29 protein-coding genes and 4 pseudogenes are annotated in these 24,327 nt (G+C 32.6%); 25 read left to right on the top strand and 8 right to left on the bottom strand.

Annotated elements, in window-relative coordinates:
• Positions 1–216: 216 nt before the first annotated feature.
• The 5 genes and pseudogenes from ABH959_RS25915 to ABH959_RS25895 all read left to right on the top strand — a co-directional run bounded on the left by ABH959_RS25915 (position 217) and on the right by ABH959_RS25895 (position 2,204).
• Positions 217–564 carry a YxeA family protein gene (locus ABH959_RS25915; RefSeq protein ID WP_404493366.1) on the top strand — a complete coding sequence of 116 codons (348 nt, stop codon included), beginning with the start codon at positions 217–219 and terminating at the stop codon, positions 562–564.
• 233 nt (positions 565–797) lie between these two features.
• On the top strand, positions 798–1,205 hold the full coding sequence (gene mntA, locus ABH959_RS25910; protein WP_404493364.1) for a type VII toxin-antitoxin system MntA family adenylyltransferase antitoxin: 408 nt from the start codon (positions 798–800) through the stop codon (positions 1,203–1,205).
• Complete coding sequence (gene hepT / locus ABH959_RS25905; protein WP_016093854.1) at positions 1,195–1,608, top strand: type VII toxin-antitoxin system HepT family RNase toxin; 414 nt, start codon at positions 1,195–1,197, stop codon at positions 1,606–1,608. The genes mntA and hepT overlap by 11 nt, the downstream gene beginning before the upstream one ends.
• Positions 1,609–1,742: 134 nt before the next feature.
• Positions 1,743–1,829, top strand: a pseudogene (locus tag ABH959_RS25900) (chemotaxis protein); the annotation flags it as partial.
• 159 nt (positions 1,830–1,988) lie between these two features.
• The gene (locus ABH959_RS25895) at positions 1,989–2,204 is read left to right on the top strand and encodes an alpha/beta-type small acid-soluble spore protein (RefSeq protein WP_001167047.1); all 216 of its coding nucleotides are present in this window, start codon (positions 1,989–1,991) and stop codon (positions 2,202–2,204) included.
• 75 nt (positions 2,205–2,279) lie between these two features.
• Here the strand turns inward: ABH959_RS25895 and ABH959_RS25890 are convergent, their stop codons facing one another.
• Both ABH959_RS25890 and ABH959_RS25885 read right to left on the bottom strand, forming a co-directional pair.
• Positions 2,280–2,693, bottom strand: a complete 414-nt coding sequence (locus ABH959_RS25890; protein WP_098717920.1) for a hypothetical protein — start codon at positions 2,691–2,693, stop codon at positions 2,280–2,282.
• Between the two features lie 743 nt (positions 2,694–3,436).
• The gene (locus ABH959_RS25885; protein ID WP_219303816.1) at positions 3,437–3,898 is read right to left on the bottom strand and encodes a hypothetical protein; all 462 of its coding nucleotides are present in this window, start codon (positions 3,896–3,898) and stop codon (positions 3,437–3,439) included.
• A 1,004-nt stretch (positions 3,899–4,902) separates the two neighbouring features.
• On the opposite strand from ABH959_RS25885, the gene ABH959_RS25880 reads away from it, so the two are divergent.
• Together ABH959_RS25880 and ABH959_RS25875 are read left to right on the top strand one after the other, a co-directional pair.
• A complete protein-coding gene (locus ABH959_RS25880; RefSeq protein ID WP_404493363.1) occupies positions 4,903–5,229 on the top strand; it encodes an ArsR/SmtB family transcription factor in 327 nt (108 codons plus the stop codon).
• 1,027 nt (positions 5,230–6,256) lie between these two features.
• Complete coding sequence (locus ABH959_RS25875) at positions 6,257–6,682, top strand: DUF4879 domain-containing protein (protein ID WP_002017095.1); 426 nt, start codon at positions 6,257–6,259, stop codon at positions 6,680–6,682.
• A 100-nt stretch (positions 6,683–6,782) separates the two neighbouring features.
• On the opposite strand, the gene ABH959_RS25870 is transcribed toward ABH959_RS25875, so the two are convergent.
• Complete coding sequence (locus tag ABH959_RS25870) at positions 6,783–6,896, bottom strand: YjcZ family sporulation protein (protein ID WP_113937363.1); 114 nt, start codon at positions 6,894–6,896, stop codon at positions 6,783–6,785.
• 549 nt (positions 6,897–7,445) lie between these two features.
• Positions 7,446–7,553 (bottom strand): YjcZ family sporulation protein, encoded by a 108-nt coding sequence (locus ABH959_RS25865; protein ID WP_404493362.1) that lies wholly within the window; start codon positions 7,551–7,553, stop codon positions 7,446–7,448.
• Positions 7,554–7,800: 247 nt separating this feature from the next.
• Between ABH959_RS25865 and ABH959_RS25860 the strand changes: the two genes are divergently transcribed.
• Positions 7,801–7,935 carry a hypothetical protein gene (locus ABH959_RS25860; RefSeq protein ID WP_002016520.1) on the top strand — a complete coding sequence of 45 codons (135 nt, stop codon included), beginning with the start codon at positions 7,801–7,803 and terminating at the stop codon, positions 7,933–7,935.
• 217 nt (positions 7,936–8,152) lie between these two features.
• On the opposite strand, the gene ABH959_RS25855 is transcribed toward ABH959_RS25860, so the two are convergent.
• Both ABH959_RS25855 and ABH959_RS25850 read right to left on the bottom strand, forming a co-directional pair.
• Entirely contained in the window at positions 8,153–8,617 is a 465-nt protein-coding gene (locus tag ABH959_RS25855; RefSeq protein WP_016093847.1) for a hypothetical protein, read from the bottom strand.
• A gap of 143 nt (positions 8,618–8,760) precedes the next feature.
• Positions 8,761–9,324, bottom strand: coding sequence for an excalibur calcium-binding domain-containing protein (locus ABH959_RS25850; protein WP_078205658.1), 564 nt, complete (start codon positions 9,322–9,324; stop codon positions 8,761–8,763).
• Positions 9,325–10,124: 800 nt separating this feature from the next.
• Here ABH959_RS25850 and ABH959_RS25845 point away from each other — a divergent pair.
• From ABH959_RS25845 to ABH959_RS25830, 4 genes and pseudogenes are all read left to right on the top strand, one after another.
• Complete coding sequence (locus ABH959_RS25845; protein ID WP_181777931.1) at positions 10,125–10,283, top strand: hypothetical protein; 159 nt, start codon at positions 10,125–10,127, stop codon at positions 10,281–10,283.
• Positions 10,274–10,468, top strand: coding sequence for a hypothetical protein (locus ABH959_RS25840; RefSeq protein WP_113937361.1), 195 nt, complete (start codon positions 10,274–10,276; stop codon positions 10,466–10,468). Before ABH959_RS25845 ends, ABH959_RS25840 begins: the two co-directional genes overlap by 10 nt.
• Positions 10,465–10,678 (top strand): annotated as a pseudogene (locus ABH959_RS25835) (hypothetical protein). Before ABH959_RS25840 ends, ABH959_RS25835 begins: the two are co-directional and overlap by 4 nt.
• 308 nt (positions 10,679–10,986) lie before the next feature.
• Positions 10,987–11,322 (top strand): hypothetical protein, encoded by a 336-nt coding sequence (locus ABH959_RS25830; RefSeq protein ID WP_016093844.1) that lies wholly within the window; start codon positions 10,987–10,989, stop codon positions 11,320–11,322.
• Between the two features lie 152 nt (positions 11,323–11,474).
• Here the strand turns inward: ABH959_RS25830 and ABH959_RS25825 are convergent, their stop codons facing one another.
• Entirely contained in the window at positions 11,475–11,690 is a 216-nt protein-coding gene (locus ABH959_RS25825) for a spore germination protein (RefSeq protein WP_078205660.1), read from the bottom strand.
• A gap of 253 nt (positions 11,691–11,943) precedes the next feature.
• On the opposite strand from ABH959_RS25825, the gene ABH959_RS25820 reads away from it, so the two are divergent.
• From ABH959_RS25820 to ABH959_RS25775, 10 genes and pseudogenes are all read left to right on the top strand, one after another.
• Positions 11,944–12,066, top strand: coding sequence for a DUF3983 domain-containing protein (locus tag ABH959_RS25820; protein ID WP_087943100.1), 123 nt, complete (start codon positions 11,944–11,946; stop codon positions 12,064–12,066).
• Positions 12,067–12,169: 103 nt separating this feature from the next.
• Positions 12,170–12,364 (top strand): annotated as a pseudogene (locus tag ABH959_RS25815) (ArpU family transcriptional regulator); the annotation flags it as partial.
• 129 nt (positions 12,365–12,493) lie between these two features.
• Positions 12,494–13,864 (top strand): lytic polysaccharide monooxygenase, encoded by a 1,371-nt coding sequence (locus ABH959_RS25810; protein WP_404493361.1) that lies wholly within the window; start codon positions 12,494–12,496, stop codon positions 13,862–13,864.
• A gap of 577 nt (positions 13,865–14,441) precedes the next feature.
• Entirely contained in the window at positions 14,442–15,188 is a 747-nt protein-coding gene (locus ABH959_RS25805) for a zeta toxin family protein (protein WP_340853228.1), read from the top strand.
• Positions 15,189–15,754: 566 nt separating this feature from the next.
• A complete protein-coding gene (locus tag ABH959_RS25800; protein ID WP_404493360.1) occupies positions 15,755–16,678 on the top strand; it encodes an HNH endonuclease in 924 nt (307 codons plus the stop codon).
• A gap of 57 nt (positions 16,679–16,735) precedes the next feature.
• Positions 16,736–17,098, top strand: coding sequence for a hypothetical protein (locus ABH959_RS25795; RefSeq protein WP_404446457.1), 363 nt, complete (start codon positions 16,736–16,738; stop codon positions 17,096–17,098).
• A gap of 68 nt (positions 17,099–17,166) precedes the next feature.
• On the top strand, positions 17,167–17,496 hold the full coding sequence (locus ABH959_RS25790; RefSeq protein WP_078205664.1) for a nucleotide pyrophosphohydrolase: 330 nt from the start codon (positions 17,167–17,169) through the stop codon (positions 17,494–17,496).
• A gap of 147 nt (positions 17,497–17,643) precedes the next feature.
• Entirely contained in the window at positions 17,644–19,326 is a 1,683-nt protein-coding gene (locus ABH959_RS25785) for a DUF2075 domain-containing protein (protein WP_404446460.1), read from the top strand.
• Positions 19,327–19,622: 296 nt separating this feature from the next.
• Complete coding sequence (locus tag ABH959_RS25780) at positions 19,623–19,901, top strand: hypothetical protein (RefSeq protein WP_235661800.1); 279 nt, start codon at positions 19,623–19,625, stop codon at positions 19,899–19,901.
• A 211-nt stretch (positions 19,902–20,112) separates the two neighbouring features.
• Positions 20,113–20,507 (top strand): annotated as a pseudogene (locus ABH959_RS25775) (IS3 family transposase); the annotation flags it as partial.
• An 83-nt stretch (positions 20,508–20,590) separates the two neighbouring features.
• On the opposite strand, the gene ABH959_RS25770 reads toward ABH959_RS25775, so the two are convergent.
• A complete protein-coding gene (locus ABH959_RS25770; RefSeq protein WP_113937353.1) occupies positions 20,591–20,995 on the bottom strand; it encodes a DUF3221 domain-containing protein in 405 nt (134 codons plus the stop codon).
• A gap of 1,200 nt (positions 20,996–22,195) precedes the next feature.
• On the opposite strand from ABH959_RS25770, the gene ABH959_RS25765 reads away from it, so the two are divergent.
• The 3 genes from ABH959_RS25765 (at position 22,196) to ABH959_RS25755 (ending at position 24,320) form a co-directional block, all read left to right on the top strand.
• Entirely contained in the window at positions 22,196–22,816 is a 621-nt protein-coding gene (locus tag ABH959_RS25765) for a DsbA family protein (protein ID WP_113937352.1), read from the top strand.
• A 285-nt stretch (positions 22,817–23,101) separates the two neighbouring features.
• Positions 23,102–23,923 (top strand): MBL fold metallo-hydrolase, encoded by an 822-nt coding sequence (locus tag ABH959_RS25760; protein ID WP_113937351.1) that lies wholly within the window; start codon positions 23,102–23,104, stop codon positions 23,921–23,923.
• 4 nt (positions 23,924–23,927) lie between these two features.
• Positions 23,928–24,320 carry a nuclear transport factor 2 family protein gene (locus ABH959_RS25755; RefSeq protein ID WP_085313303.1) on the top strand — a complete coding sequence of 131 codons (393 nt, stop codon included), beginning with the start codon at positions 23,928–23,930 and terminating at the stop codon, positions 24,318–24,320.
• Positions 24,321–24,327 lie beyond the last annotated feature (7 nt).

Genomic DNA, 24,327 nt, shown 5'->3' with positions numbered 1-24,327 from the left:
CGTTTAAGTTGTTATAAACCGTATCAGTGCTTAAGTGATACTTTCATCCCATGCCTAAAGGCGGACTAAAGTCCGATATGAGCTTCCCCACATCGCGAAATCTGTAAATGATATTTATGATCTTACAAAAGCGTAATGTTAGTGTCACATAAATGAATTTTGCTATTAAGAAGATTAGGATATAATTTTTGTGAAAAGAGATGTGAGGTGAATAATATGAAACGAATTATGCTTATGTGTAGTGTTGTTGTTTTCTTTACAGTATTATTAACAGGTTGTAACTTAAACCGTCTTGGTACAGATACATATTATGTGCAAATTACCAAGGATGGTGAACAATTAAAAGAGAAAAATGTAAATGGGGATACGACTTACCAATATACATTACCTGGACTTGATAAGGATGGCGAAAAGAAAGAAATGGAGTTTACAGCGTTAAAAAACCTTCGTAAAGAAGCATTTTTACTTATATATTACTCTGAGGAAAAAGGTGTGAAATCTTGGGAAGAGGTTAAAAAAGACGAGCTCCCTACAAAAGTAAAAGAAAAATTAAAGTTGAATTAACATATAAAAGACGCCATTGTTAGAGAAATATATCCCCTATTTCTTTAGAGTTTCAAAAGCGAAAGACTGACAGTTATTGTCGGTCTTTTACTTTTACAGGAATACGCACGTAACTTTGAGGTGCTTTAAGTACTAAGAAGGCTTAATTTTGTTTATGTATTTGTTGTAACTTAATGGATTTCGTAATGGCTATGATATAATAAAATTCAAGTATAATAAGGGGGATTAATTAAATGATTTTTCAAAGCATGATAACAGCTATTATAGAAAAATTACAAGAGACGGTGAATCCCTATTGGATAATTGTGTTTGGATCAACGGCTGAGAACAGAGAACGGGAAGATAGTGATATTGATATAGCTTATTTAAGTGACACAACTTTAGGGAACTATGAACGTTTTTTATTAGCACAGGAGTTAGCAAACATCGTTAATAGAGATGTTGATTTAGTTGATTTATCCGAAGTTTCTACAGTTTTTCAAGCTCAGATTATACATACAGGAAAGACAATATTTTGTTCGGATGATAAACGTAAGGTCGTTTTTGAAATGAAAACCTTAAAAATGTATTCAAAATTGAATGAAGAACGACAGGTAGTATTTGATGATATAAAGAAAAGAGGTTCAATATATGAAGAATGAGGTTATTTTAAATAAAATTTCTACAATAGAGCGTTGTATAAAAAGAATCCAAGATGTGTATGGAAATGCCCCTGAAAATTTAGAGGATTTTACAAAACAAGATTCAATAATATTGAACATACAAAGAGCTTGTGAAGCGAGTATTGATTTAGCGATGCATATTGTTGCAGGAAAAAAATTAGGACTACCCCAATCTAGTCGAGAAGCCTTTGATTTGTTGGTTACAGCAGGATTACTTAGCGCTGATCTAGCAAATAAGTTAAAGGCGATGGTTGGATTTCGTAATATTGCTGTTCATGATTATCAAAGTGTAAATTTAGATATTGTTCGTCAAATTATTGAAAAACATTTAACTGATTTTAAACTATTTACGAAAGAAGTAATGGGGATATTGGAATTTTAGGCGAAAGAACAAAATAATAGAGCTGAGAAAGAAAGTAATTTATACCAGCTATTGAAACAATTACTTAATTTCGTAAAAAGAAAAGCGGTCATAAGATGAATTTGTTCATGTTGAAGTGAATCTTTGCATGAAATGTACAAGATATTGCAGGGTTGGAAAATTCTTTAAAATGGCTCTCCCAAGAGTTACAGGAGTTAATAGGGGAATTCAAAAATAAGTAGGATAGGAGAAGGTATGGGTATGACCTATACCTTTATTTATTCCCACATAAGGGATGAAAGCTTAGGTATATATGTAAAATAGCTAAAAGAATAATTTTTTTGCATATTTTGTTGGAAATAGAGCATGATATTACCAAATTCAACGGAGGTGTTTAAAAAATGCAAATTCGCGAAAATAATAATTCAAACGAAATCTTAATAGCAGCTGCAGCAAGTGCAATTGAACAAATGAAATATGAAATTGCACAGGAGTTTGGTGTTACTCTTGGGCCGGATTCAACAGCAAGAGCAAATGGTTCAGTAGGTGGAGAAATTACAAAACGTTTAGTTCGTATGGCGCAAGAGCAGTTATCTGGTCAATATAAAATTCACTAAAGTTAAAGGTATATCCCATGGAAGGGATATACCTTTTTAATTTGTCTTTAAAGAGGATAGTGAAAATTTTTACTGCTAGTTAAATTTAGACACTGCAAATTTGGCTGTGAAATTCATCTTCTTCATGTAAGAAGAATTTACTCCTGCTTGAAATTGAACCGAAATATTACCGTCTTTTTGTGCTTTGAATACGCGACCGTATGGTGAATTCGCATTGTATGTGCCAATTACTTGATCATCTGCATCAAAGACTGTATAAGAAATTGGGAACCCGGAATTTTGTACAAAGACCGTAAGTTCTTCCCCTTTATTAAGATTAAATGATTCTTTTTGAGAAACCTCATAGGAACTCATAGAGTAATATTTTGTAACTTCTTGAATTTCTAAATTTGTAGTTGCTGCACTCGCTTTAGGTGCCTCTGCTCCTGGTAAGTTCATACCTGATAGTACTGCAATTCCTAATGCCCCTGCTAAAATAACTTTTTTCATAATGCTAGTTCCTCCTTTAATATATTGTGAGATTTGAAAACGAAGTGAAAATATCACCTCTTGAAACCATTATAGTTACAACGAGAATGATTTTCAATGAGATTTAATATGTAATTTTGCATACATAAGATGTCGATATAAGGTAATCTATCCGAAGTTTAAAGTATTCTAAAGAAGTAGAGAACAACTTTTCAAAACTATGAATGTGATGGTAGCTGGTTTTTACATACATTGGTTCTATAAGTGAATATTTTGTTGTTTTTTTATTGTGCATTCATTGTATGTAAATAAACAATCAATTGTTTATAAAGTTTTATAATTCGGAATTATTAAACGAAATAAGAGGTTATATGTTATAATAAAGCTGCAATAAGGTTTAGCATCCTAATCTTATTGTGTATATTTAGCCTAAGTATGTCGTTTGTATTAAAAATAAGAAGTCTCTCAAAAAGAGGCTTCTTATTTTTGGTATGGAGGGAGATTACAGATGATTGATTATTATCAAATTTTTTTATTTACTATGGCAGGTATTGCCTTGTTTTTTTATATACAACATGCTAGAAAACCAACGAAAAGAAACAAGTGGAAATTCTTTGTTGTAGTATTTTTATTTTTCCTTTTGAATTATTTGTTTCTTAGATTTATATAGGTAAATGTAAGAGGGGATACGTTTTTAATTTTAAAATATAAAAAAAGGAAGGTGTAATCCTTCCTTTCATAATCTAGTTTGTCAATGCAAATATTTAATTAACTAATGTCATTGGCGCTGTGTAAATTGTGTCAACAGATCCGTCAGCATTCGTAATTTCAACTTTATAACGGAATGTGCCTGCATCCCCAATATCTTCGCCATTGCCTGAGAAAGTAACTATTTCTTCATTTGAACCAGCTGGTAACATAGAGTTCCAATTGAACCAAGTTTCATAATAGCCCCAGCCAGTTTCATATTGTTTTTCGATAGCAACTTTGTAATTCACACTTTCAGCTCTATTATTTGTAACTTTTGCAATGACATTTTGTCCAAATCCGTATTCCGTAGCGTGTAATTGAATCGTGAAATTGTTCACTGTTTCGCTAGGGCCACAAATGTAACGACAATATTCGCTCGCTCCATCGGCATGAGCTTTAGGTGTTTCTATATTCATTGCTGTTAAACTACCAAGAGCCAATGTTCCCATTAATAATACTTTACCAAATTTTTTCATATAAAATCCCCCTTGAGTATCTTTTCAATTTGTTTAATAGTTGTCACATCAAGTAGTTATATGACATTAAGCAAATTGAATGTTCTTTTTCCCTGAGTACATTTGCTACCATTCTTCCATCTTGTAGTAATTTAATCTGTACATAAGATTCCATGGTTTTAAATCCTAAATATGTATCTGAATGTACATTGAATAGATCCTTTAATATATCGATGATACATTTGGTTTATTTACTTGTATCATCTCTTCATTACCGTTTATTGGTAAAAAGGTAATGTTATTATACATAATATTGGAATCTACTGACAAGAGCTAATAATTTTGATTTAGTCATTAACAGGAAAGAAAAGTATTAAATTAGGACGGTGTTCAAAAAGAAGATAAAAACATTTGAAATGTGTGAGAAATGATTTGCAGAACAATTAGAGCACAAGTACTGTGGGAGTTTGTAAGTACTGTAACAGAAGAGAATATGAAGCAGAAGCAGGAGTTAGAGTCTACACCAGGTTTATTAGTAAATCTATTTAAAACTTGTAAAAGAAACCATTCAAAATCAAAAAAAAGCGAAATAGAAAGGATATTTAAGGAAATTTAAAAGGCCTTGTCATTTTAGACAGGGCCTTTCAAAAAGGGACACAATTGACAACTGAAGGTGACTTCATATTACCATTTTTGGTATTTTAATTCCAGGGATTCATATTGAGAAATAAAATGATTATTTTGTAGAGTGTGAGATGGGGAATACTGCCTATCAATTTTTCAGGACGGGAAGGCATAAGCAGAATTTTTTATTTGCTTTAAACAAGGGATAGAAGAAATACTTTTGCTTAGGAAAGTGAGTTAATCATAGTTCAAAGTTATGTGAAAAACTGTTTTCAGGATAGGTAACCTTTTTGTTTTAAAAAGAGAATATATTTTCTCAACAGGACAAATGGTAATCATCTATAAGTACTACTTATAAGGATAATAGGAAAATAGAAATTAATAATAAAGGAGAATGCGAAATGAAAACAGTAGTATCTGATAGAGATCTATCTGAAATCCGCGAAGAAGACGTAGATGTTTTAAAGGTAATGGCACATCCGGTTCGATTACAAATTGTAAATGAATTAATGCACCATAAAATGTGTAATGTTACGCAGTTAACGGAAATATTAAGACTCCCACAATCTACTGTTTCACAGCATCTATCAAAATTAAGGAGAACCGTACTCCGTGCAGAAAGAAGAGGGTTAGAGGTGCATTATTATATAGATAATGCTAAGGCTCGTCAGATTGTAGGAATTTTAGGTTTGTGGGGAAATAATAAGCAAAAAAATTCTCTTCTTTAACGAATTCCCCTTCCTCAAGCGTGTGAAGGGCGTAGCCCAACGGTAGGTGGGAGATGAATTTCGGTTTGGCATAGCCAAAAACTTTTGATAAACTAGCTATATGAAGTTCTTTGATAACTTGATATATGAGGTTGCAGGAAGAAAATAGAGTGCGAAAACCAAGCCATTCGGTTCCTGCGTAAAATATCAACCGTGCCAAAAGAGCGTCCAAGCGTTGGACATCTAGGGGTGGAACACCCCGAAGTAACGCTCAGGGAGACGAAAGGGTACTTTCGTCGTGGAACTGAGAAGCTCCCACTTTAAGCTTTGCTAAGTGGCGAGTAGTTCACAAGGAACTGTTATAAACGGTGGACAGTTATACGAGTTATATGAACCTGAATATTGTTAAAGAAAGGACACTCATTTGAGTGTCCTTTCTCCGACTTGAACCATCTTAATTTTATTGTGTTGTTATCATATAAGAAAAGAAGACATCGATTAAGATGTCTTCTTTTCCTTGTACAATTGGTGTTAAGAAGGTATTGTATTACTTAAAAATATAACAATCATCGAGTAAGCTTATTATAGCATCAATAAATAGGATTTTTATATGTAATATTGCATATATATAGATTTATTGAAGTTTTATCTATATAGTTTAATTGTCTGTTATTTGTTTTAATTCATTTACTTATATTATTTTTTGAGCGCTCCAGCAATGGAGCCTTTTTTTTATGCAATAAAACATTTTCTTTACATTATTTAGTCGATGTATATTAGCTTTTCCTTCTTAAAAGTTCCCTATATTTTACCAAAACATTGTATAGACGACCAGTCTTTTTATGAGAATTTAGTGAGTTAATAGTATTAAATTTGAAAATAGTTTTTATATCAAAAGTAGTAGATGGATTATTCTGTATGTCAATCGATATGCTAAATTGCATATCGAAAAAAGTAGAATTTGTTAACGTTTTCAAAATAAGGGATATTTTTATAAATTTCTGCTAATATCAAACTTGTACTTATTATAAAACAAGGGGATGTTTATATGTTTAAAAAAGTTACATTAGGGATATCATCATTAGCGGTGGCGGCGGTAGTTGGGTTAGGAATGGCATCGGAGGCATCAGCAGGACCAGCAGCACCTCTAACTTCTTTAAGTGTAGTAAAAGTAGAATCACAATTGGGTGGAGTTGAATACATTAATCCTAATAGTTTTAGTACAACTAAAGATCATGGGGGAAGTTACTTATATGTTTACACAAAAGAAATAGGATATGGCCAGTTTCCTTTTGCCAAAATGAATGGATTTGATGTGAAAAGTATTGGTTCACAAATAATTGGTGGTAATCCTATTGTAGGTTGGGAATATAAATGGGACGCATCAAATCATCAAGAAGGGACTTTTGAATATCAAAAGACTTCAATAAATTATCCAAGAGATACGTGGCGCACTTCATTATATATTAAATAATTAGTTTTATATATTCGTAGCATGAAAATTCCTGCACCTTGTGTGGAGATTTTCATAAAGAAAAGGCACCCTTATGTAGGTGCCTTTTCCAATAGTTTGTTTAGCAGAAGCAGCTAGCTCCAACTATGATTAATAAAATAAATAGTACAACTAATAAAGCAAAGCCTCCAGCAAAGCCGCCGCCACAACTACCGCAACTACCACCAAATCCCATTTTAATCTCTCCTTTGAGTAGGAGGGGAAAATTAAGGTCATTCATGTATTTTAACGGGTTCACTTTACCCTATGTTTTTACGGATTAATTGAGCAGGTCCTTTTGAAAATAAAAAAAGACACCCTAAGGTGCCTTCCTCCGACTTGAACCACTTTACTTTTAATAATATGTATTGAACATTAAGTAAACACATCCTATAAAACAGAATCATTTATTTTTACCAGATTGTTAGTGTACAAATACAAGAGAATCGAGATCGTTTGTTTGGCTAGATTAAAGCAACGCCACATCTATATGGTTGAGATGTGTTACGCCTTCTAATCGGAGAATCTGCTTTATAGAACGTGTCCACAATTTATATTTTACTACATGTAATATTTATTTAGTGTAATTTTTTACAAATATGTATAATTGCATAAAGTTTACGAAAAAATGAGAGTATAATTTGGTATTGTGTAATAAAGATAAAGTCCACCTACGGAAATAGGTGGGCTTTTTAATGCATAAAGAAAAGACACCCATATAAGAGTGTCTTTTCCGATAGTTTGTTTAGCAGAAGCAGCTAGCTCCAACTATTATTAATAGAATAAATAATACAACTAGTAAAGCAACTCCTCCAGCGAAGCCGCCACCACCACAACTTCCACCAAAGCCCATAATAGTTCCTCCTTTAGATAAGAGGATAAAACAAGAGGTCACTCATGTATTTTAACGGATTCAATTTACTTTATGTTTTTATGCATTAATGGAGCAAGTTCTTTTGAAAAAAAGAGAAAGCCAATCTAAGGCACTTCTCCTGAATATTAATAAATCGCATATATTAATAAAAACAGACTATTTAATTATATCAATAATAAGATTATTTAATATAATGTATTAATCCTAACAGAAGGGAGGAATAACCATGCAATTAGTTTGTTTCCAAGTAGTAAGTGGACAATACTTCTTAGTTGTAGAAGGTATCCAGATTCCTGTACCAATTCCAGCGTTTGCTGCAGCTCTATTAATTGGTTTAGGAGTAATCCCACTTTGTTCTTAATTTAAGGAATTGTAAGCAGTTTTACCTTTCAATCGATAAGCCCCTAAGTATATAAATGCTTGGGGGTTTTCTTATAAAAAAAAGACACCCTAAGGTGCCTTCCTGCGATTTGAACCAACGTAATATGGTATTGGATGCCAATCCAATTATTATTTTACCACGTTAGATAATTTCGAGTATTGAGAAATAGTAAAAGCACTCTTTCGAGTGCCGCTATTTACTTCACTACTTTATCCATAACTTCTTTATACTTATTAAACTCTTCATCTTTCATATCGCCATTCATCTGTAAAAGGAAATTCCCCTTAGCATATGTATGTGAGAAAAGCATTGGAGCTGAGTTTCCTAGCTCATCATAGTACTTCTTAGCTTTTTCTAAATCTTCTTTCTTACTAAATTCAAACACACGGCCACCTTTATCCTCACCTAATTTAGGAATTAGGATTCGTTTACCATCTTTACGCATGTTACCGAACTCTTTTTGTGGTAGATCCGTAGCATTTTCAGCTTCTATACCAGCTTTCTTGAACTCGCTAATAAGTGAAGTTGTAGTAACCGGTTCAGGCTTTTTAGCTTCTTGTTTAGGTTTAGATTCAGTTGCAGTCTTCTCATTTGAACCACAAGCGGATAATCCCATAAGTAAGGCGCTACATGCTAATGCTGTAAGTAATCTGCGTTTCATTGTGTTACCCCCAGTATGTATTAGTTATATAAGCTGAAATGTAAGATTTCTTATCTCATGGTAGCAAACAAGTTATTTGTATTTTGTTATATTTTGTCGAATGAGAATAAAAAAAGCACTCACAAGAGTGCTTAACCATAAATCTAATGTTTTTTACTAGATTTTTTATGTCCTTTATTTCGTTCACAAGCCACGCCATCGCCATCGCGATCTAAATGTGAAGCATAAGCTGGGCTATCTGGAGTTATATCATAGTAACCGGCATTATTTGCATCTGTACAGTTTGCAAAGTGTACTTTCTCTTGTTTAGGTACAGCTTGTTGCTGAGGTGCTGTATTAGCAGTAGTTTTTTGTTGCTCCTGTTCTTTTGCCCGAGCTGCTTCTTGTTGTTTCTTTTGTTCTTCCTGTTGTCTTTGAGCCTCTTCTTGTTTTCGTTGTTCTTCTAATTTCTTTTGCTCTTCAGCCTTTTTCTGTTCTTCTAATCGTTTCTGCTCTTCAACTTCTTTTTGTTCTTCGGCTTTTTTCTGTTCTTCTATTTTCTTTTGTTCGTCTTCCTGTTTTTGCTCATCTAGTTTCTTTTGTTCATCTTCTTTTTTAGTTTCTTGTTTTGGTTCTTCTGATGTACTTGCTTTATCACTTGAACCACAAGCAGCCAATCCCATAAGTAACACGCTGCATGCTAAAGCCATTAATAATTTCTTGCTCATAATTTAATTCCTCCAAGATATATAAAATGTAATATTTCTGGACAATCTTATCAAAATAATTATCCGTATATTGTCATATTTTGTCGATTAGAAATAAAAAAAGAGAGCCGTAGCCCTCATTGGTTAATTTGGTACAATCTTCACATAATTTTATCCCTAGAAAATGGAAGGAAGTACATTCTCGTATTTTATGATACTGGTACTAGTTATCGGAATTGCAGGATTCATTTACCTGATGGATCGGATAGACAAACGGATTATGAAGGATGAAAAGTGATGGATAAATAGCAGCCTGACAAAGAAGAAATAGCAAACCTAATCAAAATGATACGAGATTTAAGAGCTAAAGGGTTACATAACAGCGCAGATAAGGTAGAGGAAGCACATAAACATATTACTTTAGCTAAATAAAAAAGCCTCGCAGGGGGCAAGGCTTTAAACAGGGTAAAAGAATTGTCGAGTAAATAAGAATTACTTCTTGAGAATGGCTTAATTTTAACACGATAACTCGTATGCATGTGTTACGGAATTATGAACTATTCTGATGTGCGAAGCATCATAAAGGGTGAGAAAAATGCATCCGCTAACTAAAATTAGCATAGTAAAAGGCCTGTGCAGATGCACAGGCTGGTTGATACACATATCGGTAATTAAATGTTAACAGATTTATTGAATAATCGTTATTGAGAAAATAAAAACAGTCGATTACCCCTAATTAGCTATTTCATGAAACGACACAATATTTTGTCCCTCTATTATAACATGGTCGTTTCTTCTAATTAAACAAGGAGTGAAAGCCTATGTTAGATAAAAATCAATCAAAAGTCTTCCTTCCTTCATGGGTATGGAAGGAAGGAAGAAATGAAAAAGAAGCAAAAGAAAAAGCGATTGAGTACATTACTCCCAATCGCTATCCAGGATACAAAATCATTGAAATAAGAGGCGATATATCGCTTTAGAAGGATTGGACCTAGTGTTTGATGAAAGCGAAGTGATTCAATTACGAGAAGTGTGGGATGAGGATAAAGATATTCTTGAAATAGCAAAAGGGCTAGGAAGGAATCAACTAGAAATCGCCACATTAATCATGGATCAGGCAGATAAGAACAAAATTAAATCTCGTCCAATGGGGTTAGGGGCATGAAACAACTACCACGGGAGGGATATAGTCGAAATTTTTGATTATACTGCAACAAGTACAGCGGACAAATTTTTGAAGCGTAATAGCGTTATGACGTACTCATTAGAGTTTTATGACAAAGACGAAAAGTGGAAGCGTCGTTGGCTTGAGGCGAAGTCCGAGAGAGAAGCTATAGAAATCATAGGATTACCAACGGATTACCATAATAGGTAATATATTTCCAAACGCTAGGTGTTGAGAAATCTTTTTATAAATCCTTCATTCGGCTCAACAAAGCAATCAGCTTAATTAGCTAACTGCTTGTTGTACAAAAGAAAATTAGGCCCTGCAAGTTAGGATGTGTAACGTTAAGTTACAGTTATAGTGTTAGCAGGACCGGAAATGTTATACGGGGATTAATGTAATGAAAATTTCATTTTGTCGAACTCTATTTGAATAAAGTAACTAAAATTAATTGATTGTATCCAATGCAAGGGATATTTTTGAATAAAGTAACTTTAATTAAAGGGGAGATATATATAATGACTGGACAAAACAATCGTGGTGGGAAAAGAGAAGGAGCAGGACGTAAAGCGATCGGTGTAACAAGAAAAGTATCGTTAACTTTACCAACTGAGTTATGGAGTGAGATTGAGTTTCTGTGTGAATACGATGGGGGGAGTCAATCTAAAGTAATTCGAAAAATGTTAGAGACGCAGATACCGAAAACTCAAATGGTACGGGATATAAAAGAACTTCAGAATGCCAACATTGGTGCAAATATTACAAGTGATGAGGATGCCGTAGATTTTTGCGTGAAACTGGTTCACGAGATCTTTATACAGAAGAAGCATAAATATGAACCGGATTTAAAATAAAAGAGCAGCTAGCAAAAGCTAACTGCTCAGTCTTGAAGGAGATCTCGATTAGTACGGTTACACATAAGAGATTTCCGGCTGCTTAAAAGCCTAGCTACAGTATTGACGTGATTTTTAGTTTTATTCAGGGAGGTAGAGGGAAATGAATAAATTTATGCTGTTCCAACTTGGTTTTGGTCTGCAACATCAGCATCAAATGTGTTTGTCGCACTAACACCACTAAAGGTATTAGCAACAAAAGCAACATTGGATGAGCCTGAACCATTATAAGCTTTTGTATTTTCCTTTGGAGAGACGTTATAAAAATCACCTAAGTTGAAAGAACCGTTACTATTTTGTACAACCATGTTTCCAACAATAGATGGCATCAGTTTCACCTGCTTTCTTAGGAAGCGTTTAAATTAGAATATGGTCTATGAGTCTAGATGTTCATCTGAATCTGAAAATTTTAAAATGAGGGATGTTAGAAAACCTAATAAAATAATCCTTTTGTGGGGAAAAAGAATTTATAAAATAGGTACAATTCACGTTTAGATCATTTTTGAATGTAATAAGGTATCAAAAGGAGTAAAACGCTCCAAAATGGAAATGAGAGACGTTTGCATGAAAGGGATGAGAGGAATGGCAAATGCAAAGAAAAAGAAAATAAGAAAAGCTATCGTTCGTCGTGCGATATCCGTTGATAAATACCAAGTTAACAAAGCTTGGAGAAACATCTTTGTGCAGGCTGGTATTATTAAATAAATGAAAACAGAATACAGTCCGGCTAGAAAACTAGAGGATACCAATTTTTAGAGCAGCAATAAAGCTGTTTTAAGAAATGGTGTCCTCTTTATTTTTGAAAGGGGATGTGGCAATCGCTAATTTGCAGCAAAGTGAGCATGAAGAGTGGTTGGAGTTAATGTCATTCCGTATTAATCAGTTTTTAATAGTAGATAAGAATAGAAGAAAGTTCAAAAACTGTGCACAATTTCAGTATAAGTTTAATGAATTATCATGTAATAATTTAATTATAAAGCTATTTGGATGTAAAGGAAGTTAAATGAATATTTAAGTATGAAGTTATGAGGTTTCGTTTTTATTTATTTAATCTTTGTAATCTATGTTTTATTATTCTTTTACATCAATGCTCTTAATATAGTAAGCAAATTAATAGGAGGGGACTATTAAAATGAATAAAAAAATTCTAAAGCAGTTGAGAAAAATGACTACAAATAAAAAGGGATTAAGTGCTGCTGTAGTAGCAGTAGGAATTATGAGTACAACTTTAATTCCTCAAAATGCCTATGCACATGGGTTCGTTGAAAAACCAGGTAGCCGTGCTGCTTTATGTAGCCAGAATTATGGAGCTTTGAATTTAAATTGTGGCAATGTAATGTATGAGCCGCAAAGCTTAGAAGCGCCTAAAGGATTCCCACAAGGTGGACCGGTTGATGGGAAAATTGCTTCAGCAGGAGGCCTGTTTGGTGGGATTCTTGATCAACAAACAGCTGATCGATGGTTTAAGAATACGATTAAGGGTGGAGAGAATACATTCACTTGGAAATACACTGCTCCTCATTTAACAAGTCAATGGCACTATTACATCACAAAAAAAGGATGGGATCCAAATAAACCTCTAACAAGAGCGGATCTTGAATTAATAGGAACTGTAAAACACGATGGTTCTGCAGCATCTAATAATTTATCACATAAAATTAATGTACCAACTGATCGTAGTGGATATCATGTCATTTTAGCGGTTTGGGATGTAGCTGATACCGTAAATGCTTTTTATAATGTGATTGATGTGAATCTAGTTAATAATGAAAAACCAGATACAGAAGCACCAACTCAGCCATCTGGACTACAAGTAGTAAAAGCCACTTCCAATAGCGTAGAACTTAATTGGAAGCCTGCAACAGATAATGTAGGGGTGAAAGAGTATCAAGTGTTACGTAATGGAGAAGTAATTAATACTGTAGCGGGTACTAGTTTAGTTGATAAAAAATTAAGCCCAAACACAGATTACACGTATACAGTAAAAGCAGTAGATGCTGTAGGGAATATATCTAAGGAAAGTGAAGCATTAGTTATTAAAACAACAGTGGAAAAACCAGATACAGAAGCGCCAACTCAACCTAAAGGGTTACACAGTATGGGAATCACTGCCAATACTGTTGACTTAATGTGGAGTCCGTCTGAAGATAACATAGATGTGGATCATTATATTGTATACAGAGAAATTGCGGGGGTTACGAAGGAAATAGGTACTGTTAATACCACATTATTTATGGACAAGAATTTGCAAGCAAATACAACATACAAGTATGCAGTTTCTGCAGTTGATACGGCGGGTAATGAATCAATGAAAAGTGATGTCTTAACAGTTACTACGAAGGAACAAGAAAACACTTATGAGCAATGGGATTCGTATAAAGCATATAAAAAAGGAGATAGAGTAGTTCACGAAGGCAAGGAATACGAGGCGGCCCAAAGCTATCAGGGGAATGGGGATCCGAATTGGATCTTTGCTTTATCTTTATGGAATGAAATAAAATAGTAATTTAATTAGTAGCTCATTTTTCATGTAATCAAGTAGATTTGAAATGAATAATTAAGAGGAGACAAAATCAAGTTTTATATTATAATTAAGCGCATCCTCTTAAAAAGAGGGGCATTATTAATAGATTATCTTGATAATAATAACTGAATTATGTAATATATAGGTATATTGTTAGTTTAATTGATTCCGTTTATTCCCACACCTTATGTGTTGTGGTTGAGTTGTAGAAGCAAGTTGTGTTCTTGTTTCAATTTTGAAAGGGCTTCTTTGAGCCGATTAGTGTATATAGCTTATTTTGCTATGCACAATTAATCGACTTAAAGGAGTCCTTTTTTGTTTGTTTAAGTGGATATATAGAGTAGGTATTAAGTTAGAGAGAAATATGGTTGTTTAGAAGGAATGTGTAATGATGAATTGAAAAATATAGCATCTAACTAAAAGAGCTATATGGAATCATAGTAAGAATGATCTCAAGTAGAGACGAGAAATCAAAGTTATAAGTACAGGGTTAGAGTAAGTACTCTAACTTTTGAAGGGAACCTAATAATTCATTTATAGAAGAGGAGAAGACGAATTGAGAACAACCCGAGAAAGATACGTAAACAATGGGGAGTATGTAATAGAACGTAAGGATCTACATAATGAGATTATTGAATCATTTTTAAATGAACATTCACAGCAAGAAAAAGAACCTGAAGCCATATTACTTGGTGGTGGTTCTGCTGCTGGAAAAAGCTCAATTGGAGAGTTAGTAAGTAAGGGGTATAAACGTAAGAAGAAACATATAATTTGGATAGATTCTGATAAGATCAAAGAAAAAATACCAGAATATCAACAATTAATGGAATCAGGGGACACAGAACTAATAAAACAAGCAGCCTTTTTGGTTCATGATGAAAGCAGTGATATTACCATGGAACTTTTAAAAATCTGTATGAAGAGAAAAATAAACTTTATGTATGATGGTACAATGAAAAATGTAGAGAAATATAAAAAATTGATTCAACAATTAAGACAAGCTGAATTCAGTATTAATGCAATCATTGTAGATGTTCCAATAAAGGTTGCTTTAGAACGATCAATCATGCGTTTTAAACTAACAGGAAGATTGGTTCCGGAACATATTATTGAAGAAAGCCATATGAAAGTAGCAACTACATTTTGTAAAATTAAAGATTTGATAGATTGTTATAGCTTATATGATAATACGGGTCAGCAACCAGAAATTTTTGCTTTTAAAGAATCAAAACAAGCAAAAGAAATTATTGTTGATGAATCTCGAAATAATCAATTTAACGAAAAATCAGCTCTTGTTTTTTAGGGAACATACATTTAATAAATTTTATAAAATAATAAATAGATTTAATTTCTATAATCTCCTGACAACTTATAATATTATTGATATAATAAGTATAGGAGGCGATATGAATGGAATTTAAAGAACTTATGAAGTATATAGAAGAAAACAAAGAAGAGCATTTTCATGATTTAATCGCTAAAAATGAACGGGAAATGGAAAAAAAGGAAGAAGAGAAATAAAGAATTTGAAGCAGAGGAGTTGACCTTTTAGGTCAACTCTTTTGTTTGCATAAATGAGTATTTAGTTAAAACTCTCCATTTATCACAAAAATCAATAATAGCGCATGTGCTGCTTTTGTAGATATTTGTGTGATATGTACTTTATTGTAAAATAACTATATTATTTTTACATGTTAACATCATTGTGTGTGGGATTTAATTTATGAGAAAAAAATCGTATGAAATAATAAATGTATAATTAATTATTAGTAAAAACTTAAATAGGTTATTTGCTAATCGTAGGAGAGTTTTTTAGTATTAAATTAAATAGAAATCAGTGTAGTAAATATACGCTTTAGGAGAGAATATATGAACCATTTTATTGTTATGCAGGGACATACTTATCAAGAAGAAAAGGAATTAGGAATTATTTGGTCACCAAAAAAAGATAGAGGTGGTAATGTACCACATTCATGGAAAAGAATGATGGATGTAAAAAAAGGAGATCGAATCTTTCATTATGTAAAAGGGAATATTGTAGCGGTTAGTATTGCTGAAGAAGATTGTAAGGAATCGAATAAACCATCGATTATGAAAAGTCATGATCAATGGAATGATGAAGGCTATCTGGTGCCTTTAAAATATCATGAGTTAGAAAAAACAATTAATATACCTGAGAATTTTGAAGAGATATCGCAGCTTTTACCAATTAAATACTCGCCTTTTCAATCAGATGCAAATGGAAATCAAGGTTATTTATACCCATGTAATGAAGAATTAGCTCTTAAATTAATTGAATTAATTAGTGATTCAAACATCTATAAGAAGAAAAATGAGCAATTAGAATTATCAGTTGATGAGGTAAGAAGGACTGAAAATAACACATTAATTCCTGTTATATCTGAAACGGAATCAAAGGTAAAAGCTACAATCCGAATTGGGCAGCAAAAATTCAGGAAAGCATTAATGGAGCTGTGGAACGGGAAATGTGCATTATGCGGAATAAATTTACCAGAATTATTAAGAGCGAGTCATTCAAAGCCATGGAAAGATAGCACAAGTATGGAGCGTTTAAATTCTTATAATGGTGTGCTCCTTTGCTGTAATCATGATGCCCTGTATGATAAAGGGTTTATTACATTTGATGGCCAGGGGCGATTGCATATTTCTCCATTGATAGTAGAAACAGATTATTTGATATTTGGATTAACACCCAAAGCTAAGATAGAAATTCGCCCAGAAAATAAATTATACTTTAAGTGGCATAAGAGTAACATTTTTAAAACAAAATAGTATAATTTATAATTTCAAGAGTATGAAGAACATAAGAGAATTGAAGGAGATTGCTACATGTATAACTGTAATCAATGTGGTACAGAAATGATTATGCAATTGCAAGATAGATATAGAGAATATTGTCCAAAATGTCAAGATCTCAGGCCAAGTAGCTTAGTATATTATAATTTACATGAGCTGCTAGAATATATGGAAGCAAATGAATACATGAGTCAGGAAAGTATGTTATATAACTTTTTAAAATGGGAGTTTGAGTTAAAGGAAGGAAGTGTATTCAAGTTATATTTAGATGTAGATAGATATGATCAAGTCGGTGATGAGAGCCTATCAAAGCAATTAGATGCATATATGAAGGGTATCCGATTAAAATTAAATGTTAAATATGAGGACGATTATATCTGGATTAAGGTGGATTAGTTGAGACCCTATATAAAGTGCGTTTTATTTTGAAAAGATAATACGAAAAAGAGGGGAGATTAATAGTGATGCAAGATTTACAAAAGGCAGTAATAAAATTTCGAGATGAGAGAAATTGGGGTCAGTTTCATAATGCAAAGGATTTGGCAATTTCATTAAATTTAGAGGCAGCAGAATTACTTGAGACTTTTCAATGGAAGTCTAGTGAAGAAGCAACAGAAACTAAAATGCAGGAAATGAAAGAAGAAATGGCTGATGTAATGATTTATTTGCTTATGTTAAGTGATAAATTGAATATTGATTTAGAAGAGGCAGTATATGCTAAATTACTCAAGAATGCAGAGAAATATCCAGTAGAAAAGGCATTTGGAAGTAATAAAAAATATGACGAACTGTAAAGCGATTATCGCTTTACAGTTTTTTGAAATAAATGTGTAAAAGAAGAGGGATGGGATTTTGAGTTGTATGTGTGTATTGGATTCAAACTGTATACAATATTCACTACTCTCAAATATTCTTTAACCAAAAAAGTGGGGGTTATTTAAATGATATCATTTGCAGCAAAATTATCTTTATTTGAAATAATTAAGAAGAAGCGAAAAGCGTTTGAGCAAGGCAGTACGAGAGACTTTGAAATTGATAAAGTACCAGTAGTCTATATTCAACGAGATAAGAAGAATTTATATGTAGGTAAGTCCACAGATATATATGAGCGTTTCGTTGCACATTTAAGTGATGAAAGTAAAACATTCAATGAAGTTATTGTAATAAAAAGCGAATTATTTAATGAAAGTTCGATTAAGCATATTGAAACATTGTTAATTGAATATTTATCTGCAGATGATAAATTTAACTTACTAAATAAAGTAAGGGGCCAAAAGATTCATTCTTATAACGGGATTGAAAATGTTCAGAGTATGTTTAAAGAAATTTGGAATCAGTTAATTGAAGAAGGGGTAGCTAGTGAGAATTTAGGTGAGATACATAATAAATTTATTTATAAATATTCACCATTTAAAGAGCTATCGGCTAATCAAATTGAGGTTTGTAAAGACATTTTTAATACGATGCTTACCACATCAAATAGTCGACATTTGATTACAGGGGACCCGGGTACCGGTAAAACAATTGTATTAACAAATATCTTATATGCGCTTGCTTACGACAATAAAACTGGTAAAGCACGAGAGGGCTTGAATTATGAAGATATAGCACTTGTAGTTCCGCAAACTCACTCATTAAATTTATATAAGAGTTTAATGAACAAACTAGGTCTACAAAGTATTACAGTACTGTCACCTTCACAATTTATTAAGCAGGCAAAAAGTAGGGGTACAAAATATAAATATGTTTTTGTGGACGAAGCGCATCGTCTGAAACAATATTTTGGTAAACAAGCACGTGATTTAAAACATTTAGTCACTGATAATGGTTATACAACTGAGTTGGAGTTAATAGAAACATATGCATATCACTTAACTGTGGTTTATGATCCATACCAAACAATTCGACCTGCAGATATAGATACAGATGTATTTCAACGGTTGACAGTGAATTATAAGAGGCATCCCTTACATAAACAATTTCGTTTGAAATCTGGAGACCAATATCTAGCATGGCTGCGTAAATATCTACAAATAGCAAATAATGTTGGTGTTTATGAGGAAGGATTATTGCAGGGCTATGACTTTAAAGTAATGGACTCTATTACAGAATTAAATGATTCCATGAAATCTTTAAATAAAGACCATGAATTATGTCGCGTAGTCGCGGGTTATTCTTGGAAATGGGCTACACAAAAGGATAAGAATCTATATGATATAAAAGATCCTGTTACAGGTAATACATTTGTATGGAACTCAAAGGTAAAGGACTGGATTAATTTTAAGAATAGTGTAGAGGAAATAGGATGTATTCATACTACCCAAGGTGCTGATTTAAATTATATTGGTGCGATCTTAGGAGCTGAAATTGATTGTAATTATACAGGTGAAGAAAATGGAGACTATGATTTGAATAAAGCAAAGATCATCGTCAACCCAAAAGAGTATAAGGATCGAAACGGACTTCCGATTAAGGGAACGGATTTAAATAATGAAGAGTTAACATCCTATATTAAACGTATTTATTACGTATTATTATCTCGCGGGATAAATGGATGTTACGTCTATGCAGTAAATCAAAATATGCAGAGATATCTAAAGGAAATAGTAAAAGTAAGTCAATAAATAAAAAAGAGCTTTGATAGTAAAAAAGAGCTGGAAATTTAGATAAGTTATGTATAAGATGAGTAAAAATAAGGGGATGTCCTAGGGCGTCCCTTTTTGCTTAAATTTTATTATTGCAAATGTAAATTGTAAACGAAATCTTTATAAATGAGGGGCTAGGTGGTGATTTAGGCCTAGTGAGCTTGGATCTAATGCCGAACCATGTAAATCCTTTTCTTCTGACAAACACCTCCAAAGTTATTAATCATACCTATTGGACGATACGTGGAACAACAAAAGACAAGGGGCTGAGAAAGGTGCAAATTAAATGTAGTAATTGCGGATTTGAACAATATATGAAAGATCATAGATTCAATAGAGATTATAAAGATGATTATAATAAAGCTTTATTTGTTATGTGTGGAAGAAATGCTTGCGATACTTCCAAAATTAAAATCCCGAATGGTTATATCAGAGAAACAATGTGGCTTGGTTCGTGGTCAATTGTTAGAGATATAACTTTAGACGAATACAAAGGTCTTAAAAGAGCTAAATTTCTTAGGGACTTAGCTGAAGAACAATCTACCAAATTGTAATAGTAAAAATCAATCTACATTCTACAATGAACAAGCTTCCATTTGCTATATAAAAATGATGATATAACTCCCTTAGCTTTTCAAAGTCTTTTATACTATGCGCAAGTTTTTTATCATACATAATTCTCTAATACGATAGTCTTATGAAAATTAACTTAGAAATGATGATTTTCATAAAACTATTTTTGGAGGGTAAATAAAATTTAAGCGGTTGGCTTACCATGTTTTAGAACAGATGACATTAGGCCTCGTAACGACAATCCTTCATAAACTAAAAAGGAATCAGAGGATTCGATTGACTGAAGGTGCATATATTCATTCAGATCAAGGATCCCACTACACAAGTCCTACCAATCAAAAGCTAGTCAAAAAGCTAAATCTTGGACAATCCATGTCAAGAAGAGGAAACTGTGGGGATAACGTCCCACAAGAATCATTTTTTGGTCATCTGAAAGATGAAGCACATAAAAAATCTTTCGTGTTCTTTGTTGAGTGGAATCAAGAGATAAGAAATATATAATGTACTATAATCACTATAGATATCAATGGAATTTGAAAAAGATGACTCCTGTTGGATACAGAAATCATCTTTTTGATGTTGCCTAACTTTTTTTCAAAATGCCCTTTACAAAGGATACAGGTTAAATGACTCCTTTTATATGGGGTAGCTTTATTATCGGAAACTTTACCTACTGAAATACTTTTTCAATGGTAGGCATAACAGCAATTGGTGGTAATGATGCAGTCCAACCAACTGCATATACGTTTAATTTTTCACCTAACTTGTAGTCTTCTCCATTGGAAACTGGAACTCTTAAAATCTTATTTTGAGAAACTAGATCCCACCAATCATGTTGATAAGCGAGCGCTTCATCTTTTGTAGAAGTAGCAGCAACGACTAAATAATTGTTATCTACTGAAATGACATATCCAGTAAAAGGTTCTTGTTCTTGTTTTTGAATAGAATGAATAGGTGTAGTGCCTACGGACACCTTACTAGAATCAGCAAAGGCTGGTGTTAATCCGAAAGTAAATCCACATCCTAATGTTAAAGCTGTTACGGTTGTTACTAATGTCTGTTTTTTTGTAAACATAATATATAGCCTCCTTATATTTTATCACTACACTATCAACTTTCAAGATATATACCTATAAAGCCTTTTAATATTAAGATGCTTAACAATTTTGTAACAAAAAAACCATAAATGTTAATATTATCTATTAATAGGAATGATTATGTGTTATAATTCACTAGGTGAACTATTTTTGTTCTTTTCATCTCTTGATGAATGGATGCCCGTCCTTAATTGTAAATATGTTTGATTTTATTGGTGAAGAGGGGAGAGATCCCTCTTTTTTTTACTTTATTAATATAGGATTCTATGTAATGAACAGAAAAAGAACCCTATAGGTTCTTTTTCCAGGCATATTAACAGTAAGGAGAGTAATGAAATGCTAATTTCAAATCTTTAGTAGGGATAAAATTTGAAAAAGCTTATCATGTTATTATTTTTACATATATGTAATATAAAGTGAATTGATAATATTTAGACTTATTATTACTAATATTCAAACAAGATAGTTAATACTATATTTATGGTGTTAACTATCTTGTTTGTTATGGAATACTTTAAGAATACAATAATAAATTTAAAATTGTTTTTTCTTTTTTGAATTTATTATTAGTTGCACACGATCAAAAAATAAAAATAATGAATAAAGACCCTGAAGAAAATACAGGGCTAGGGGAACGTATAGCTTTTTATCAACATAATAGTATATATATTTTGAGGGGATTACTAAGGGTTTTAACAAACTTAAGAACAGAAAGCCACCTGTTAATACTAGAATTATAAAAGCGTTAGGGTAGAGATTTAATATTTTTGTTAAAAAAGAATTGACTTCCATCTATGTTGTAACTAAAATAGTTACATGAAGTTGTAATTAATCTAGTTACAACTTAAACCTATTTAAAGTGAAAATTAGTTGTATATATTTAATTAAGAATGGTCGTCTGCATGTTGTCGCCCAATGTAGAAAGTTACTAACGTATAAAGGCTAATGTATATACCGAACTTTCGTATCTTCTATTTTGAAGCAATAATGTGCAGCACTATCTTTTGTTAAAGATCTTATCTGATCTTTTTTGGAAGGGTTAGTTTTGAAAAATATAGTAAGGTGGCTCAAAAAAGAACAAGATACTAAAAAAGAGGTACTTTTACAAACCAAAAAGTTGGCTGAGCATTTTAAGTGATAGCTGGACTGGTTAATAAAAATAAAGGTAGGAGATTTAAATGGAAACGAAACAAGAAAACCTTATATATGTATGGGACGCATATTGTGGATGGTGCTATGGCTTTTCAGAAAGTATTAAAGGATTTTACAAAAAACACACTGAAGTGCCGTTAACGGTTTTATGTGGAGGGTTATTTTTAGATAATTTACCAATGAAAAATTTCTCATATATAGAAGAGGGAAATAAAAGAATTAATCAACTTACAGGTGCAGAATTTGGCCCTTCATACCAAAAGTTGGTGGCAGAAGGTACTTTTAAAATGAATTCGGAAGATGCTGCAATGGGCTTTTCAGCTTTACGCTCATTAGCGCCAGACCGTTTGTTAGAATTCACTTCGGCTATGCAAAAAGCGTTTTATTATGAGGGACAAAGTCTAAGTGATCCTGAAACATACCGTAAGATTGCGATTGAGCTTGGTTTGAATCCTGAACAAGTATTAGAACGTTTAAACGCTCAAGAAACAATAATAGATGTCCAAAACGACTTCAATAAAGTTCGACAGCTTGGTATTAATAGTTATCCTTCTTTGCTTTTACAAAAGGATAATCAAATTATCCCTATTGGTGGCGGGGTAATGACCCCAGATAAAATTGAAGCGCGTTTTAAAAATTTATATTAAAAAATTTTAAGTTAAAGTATATAACATTTAACGTTTTAAAGAAGAATAGAAGTAGATGGACTTAAATCTTTCTGATATCAGTTATATTTTCAATTTGTTTTTGACGAGGGTCCAATTTTAATTTTACTAAAACTTATTAGCTTACGCCAACCCGACATTCATCTCCCACTTATTTGCTGGTGCAATCAAACCTTCACGGAAATTGAGGAGGGAGGAATTCTGGTGGGAAAAGATAAAAATGTGTTTTCTATTCAATAACTTTAACAAAAAGGAGAATAACATACTATGTTTAAAACAATCGATACAAATCAAAAAGATGTGAAATTAACGGTGTTTAGTTCGGATGAAAAAAGTTTTATGGTAACTGCAACCTTGGTTGAGAAAGCAGGACATGCATTCTTAATAAATTCAAAATTCACCCAATCTGATTCGAAAGAAATTGTTGATTACCTCAAGAAAAATAACTTATCTTTAGAGAAAATCTTTATTATCCATGGAGATCCTGACTACTATTTTGGTTTAGAGGGCATTAAAGCAGTATACCCAGAGGCCATTGCTTATGCTACAGAATCTACTGTTGAACATATTGTTCATTCTGTCTTAGGTAAATTAAAAGTTTGGAAAGACGCTCTTGGAGAAAATGCACCAAGCAATGTGGTATTACCTCAAGTGTTTAGGGGTAAATCTATTGACTTTCAAGGCTTAACATTTGAACTTGTAGGCTTAGATAATTACAGAACTAGCTTATTTAATAAAGAGTTAAAACTATTAATTGGTGGTATTGATGTATTTAACGAAATCCATGTGTTCTTAGCAGATACTAGTTCAAAAGCAGCAATGGAGGCATGGATTGAGAACTTGCAAGTATTACAAGCGTTAAATGCTGACATTATTGTACCAAGCCATGGATCAATCGAAAAATCCTTAGATAATCAAGCGATTATTGCAACTATGGATTATCTAAGCACTGCAATTCAAGCTTCTGAAGAAAGTAACACTTCAAAAGATTTTGTGGCAAAGCTTGAAACAGCATATCCAGGCTATGCTAATAAAGGTGTATTAGAATTAAGTGCAAAAGTTGTAACAAAAGAAATGCCATGGGGTTAATGCTATGAATAAATATCAAAAACTATTACATGAAACGTATGTATTGACTGGTGAAGGGAAAATGGATGCTTTCAAAGCGTATTTAAATGAGAATGTATCTTGGACAGAAGCCGCTGGATTTCCATATGCAGGGACTTATATAGGTCCAGATGAAGTAGTGAAAAACGTACATGAACGTCTTGGGACAGAATGGAATGACTATAGTGCAAAGGATGAAATCTATGCATTTAATGATAAAACTGTAATCGTTTATGGAAAGTATAGTGGGACATATAAAGCAACAGGAAAATCATTTGTAGCAGATTTTTGTCATCTTTACGAATTTGATGAGAATGATAAGGTTAAAAAGTTTATTCAAATTGTGGACAGTGCAACTGTTAATGAGGTATTGAGTTAGAGTTAAT

The sequence above is a fragment of the Bacillus sp. RC51 genome, assembly GCF_044908115.1.
GTDB lineage: Bacteria > Bacillota > Bacilli > Bacillales > Bacillaceae_G > Bacillus_A > Bacillus_A mycoides.
Note: the sequence above shows the minus strand (reverse complement) of the source record. Positions and strands in the feature narration are given on the sequence as shown.

Excerpts from the sequence above, each read along its gene's own strand:
- ABH959_RS25855 (WP_016093847.1), bottom strand. The coding sequence starts at position 8,617 with ATGAAACGCAGATTACTTACAGCATTAGCATGTAGCGCCTTACTTATG.
- mntA (WP_404493364.1), top strand. The coding sequence starts at position 798 with ATGATTTTTCAAAGCATGATAACAGCTATTATAGAAAAATTACAAGAG.
- ABH959_RS25810 (WP_404493361.1), top strand. The coding sequence starts at position 12,494 with ATGAATAAAAAAATTCTAAAGCAGTTGAGAAAAATGACTACAAATAAA.
- ABH959_RS25860 (WP_002016520.1), top strand. The coding sequence starts at position 7,801 with ATGCAATTAGTTTGTTTCCAAGTAGTAAGTGGACAATACTTCTTAGTT.
- ABH959_RS25830 (WP_016093844.1), top strand. The coding sequence starts at position 10,987 with ATGACTGGACAAAACAATCGTGGTGGGAAAAGAGAAGGAGCAGGACGT.
- ABH959_RS25770 (WP_113937353.1), bottom strand. The coding sequence starts at position 20,995 with ATGTTTACAAAAAAACAGACATTAGTAACAACCGTAACAGCTTTAACA.
- ABH959_RS25915 (WP_404493366.1), top strand. The coding sequence starts at position 217 with ATGAAACGAATTATGCTTATGTGTAGTGTTGTTGTTTTCTTTACAGTA.
- ABH959_RS25825 (WP_078205660.1), bottom strand. The coding sequence starts at position 11,690 with ATGCCATCTATTGTTGGAAACATGGTTGTACAAAATAGTAACGGTTCT.
- ABH959_RS25820 (WP_087943100.1), top strand. The coding sequence starts at position 11,944 with ATGGCAAATGCAAAGAAAAAGAAAATAAGAAAAGCTATCGTTCGTCGT.
- ABH959_RS25755 (WP_085313303.1), top strand. The coding sequence starts at position 23,928 with ATGAATAAATATCAAAAACTATTACATGAAACGTATGTATTGACTGGT.
- ABH959_RS25875 (WP_002017095.1), top strand. The coding sequence starts at position 6,257 with ATGTTTAAAAAAGTTACATTAGGGATATCATCATTAGCGGTGGCGGCG.
- ABH959_RS25790 (WP_078205664.1), top strand. The coding sequence starts at position 17,167 with ATGCAAGATTTACAAAAGGCAGTAATAAAATTTCGAGATGAGAGAAAT.
- ABH959_RS25870 (WP_113937363.1), bottom strand. The coding sequence starts at position 6,896 with ATGGGATTTGGTGGTAGTTGCGGTAGTTGTGGCGGCGGCTTTGCTGGA.
- ABH959_RS25880 (WP_404493363.1), top strand. The coding sequence starts at position 4,903 with ATGAAAACAGTAGTATCTGATAGAGATCTATCTGAAATCCGCGAAGAA.
- ABH959_RS25850 (WP_078205658.1), bottom strand. The coding sequence starts at position 9,324 with ATGAGCAAGAAATTATTAATGGCTTTAGCATGCAGCGTGTTACTTATG.
- ABH959_RS25890 (WP_098717920.1), bottom strand. The coding sequence starts at position 2,693 with ATGAAAAAAGTTATTTTAGCAGGGGCATTAGGAATTGCAGTACTATCA.
- ABH959_RS25800 (WP_404493360.1), top strand. The coding sequence starts at position 15,755 with ATGAACCATTTTATTGTTATGCAGGGACATACTTATCAAGAAGAAAAG.
- ABH959_RS25765 (WP_113937352.1), top strand. The coding sequence starts at position 22,196 with ATGGAAACGAAACAAGAAAACCTTATATATGTATGGGACGCATATTGT.
- ABH959_RS25760 (WP_113937351.1), top strand. The coding sequence starts at position 23,102 with ATGTTTAAAACAATCGATACAAATCAAAAAGATGTGAAATTAACGGTG.
- ABH959_RS25895 (WP_001167047.1), top strand. The coding sequence starts at position 1,989 with ATGCAAATTCGCGAAAATAATAATTCAAACGAAATCTTAATAGCAGCT.
- ABH959_RS25785 (WP_404446460.1), top strand. The coding sequence starts at position 17,644 with ATGATATCATTTGCAGCAAAATTATCTTTATTTGAAATAATTAAGAAG.
- ABH959_RS25795 (WP_404446457.1), top strand. The coding sequence starts at position 16,736 with ATGTATAACTGTAATCAATGTGGTACAGAAATGATTATGCAATTGCAA.
- ABH959_RS25885 (WP_219303816.1), bottom strand. The coding sequence starts at position 3,898 with ATGAAAAAATTTGGTAAAGTATTATTAATGGGAACATTGGCTCTTGGT.
- ABH959_RS25865 (WP_404493362.1), bottom strand. The coding sequence starts at position 7,553 with ATGGGCTTTGGTGGAAGTTGTGGTGGTGGCGGCTTCGCTGGAGGAGTT.
- ABH959_RS25845 (WP_181777931.1), top strand. The coding sequence starts at position 10,125 with ATGTTAGATAAAAATCAATCAAAAGTCTTCCTTCCTTCATGGGTATGG.
- hepT (WP_016093854.1), top strand. The coding sequence starts at position 1,195 with ATGAAGAATGAGGTTATTTTAAATAAAATTTCTACAATAGAGCGTTGT.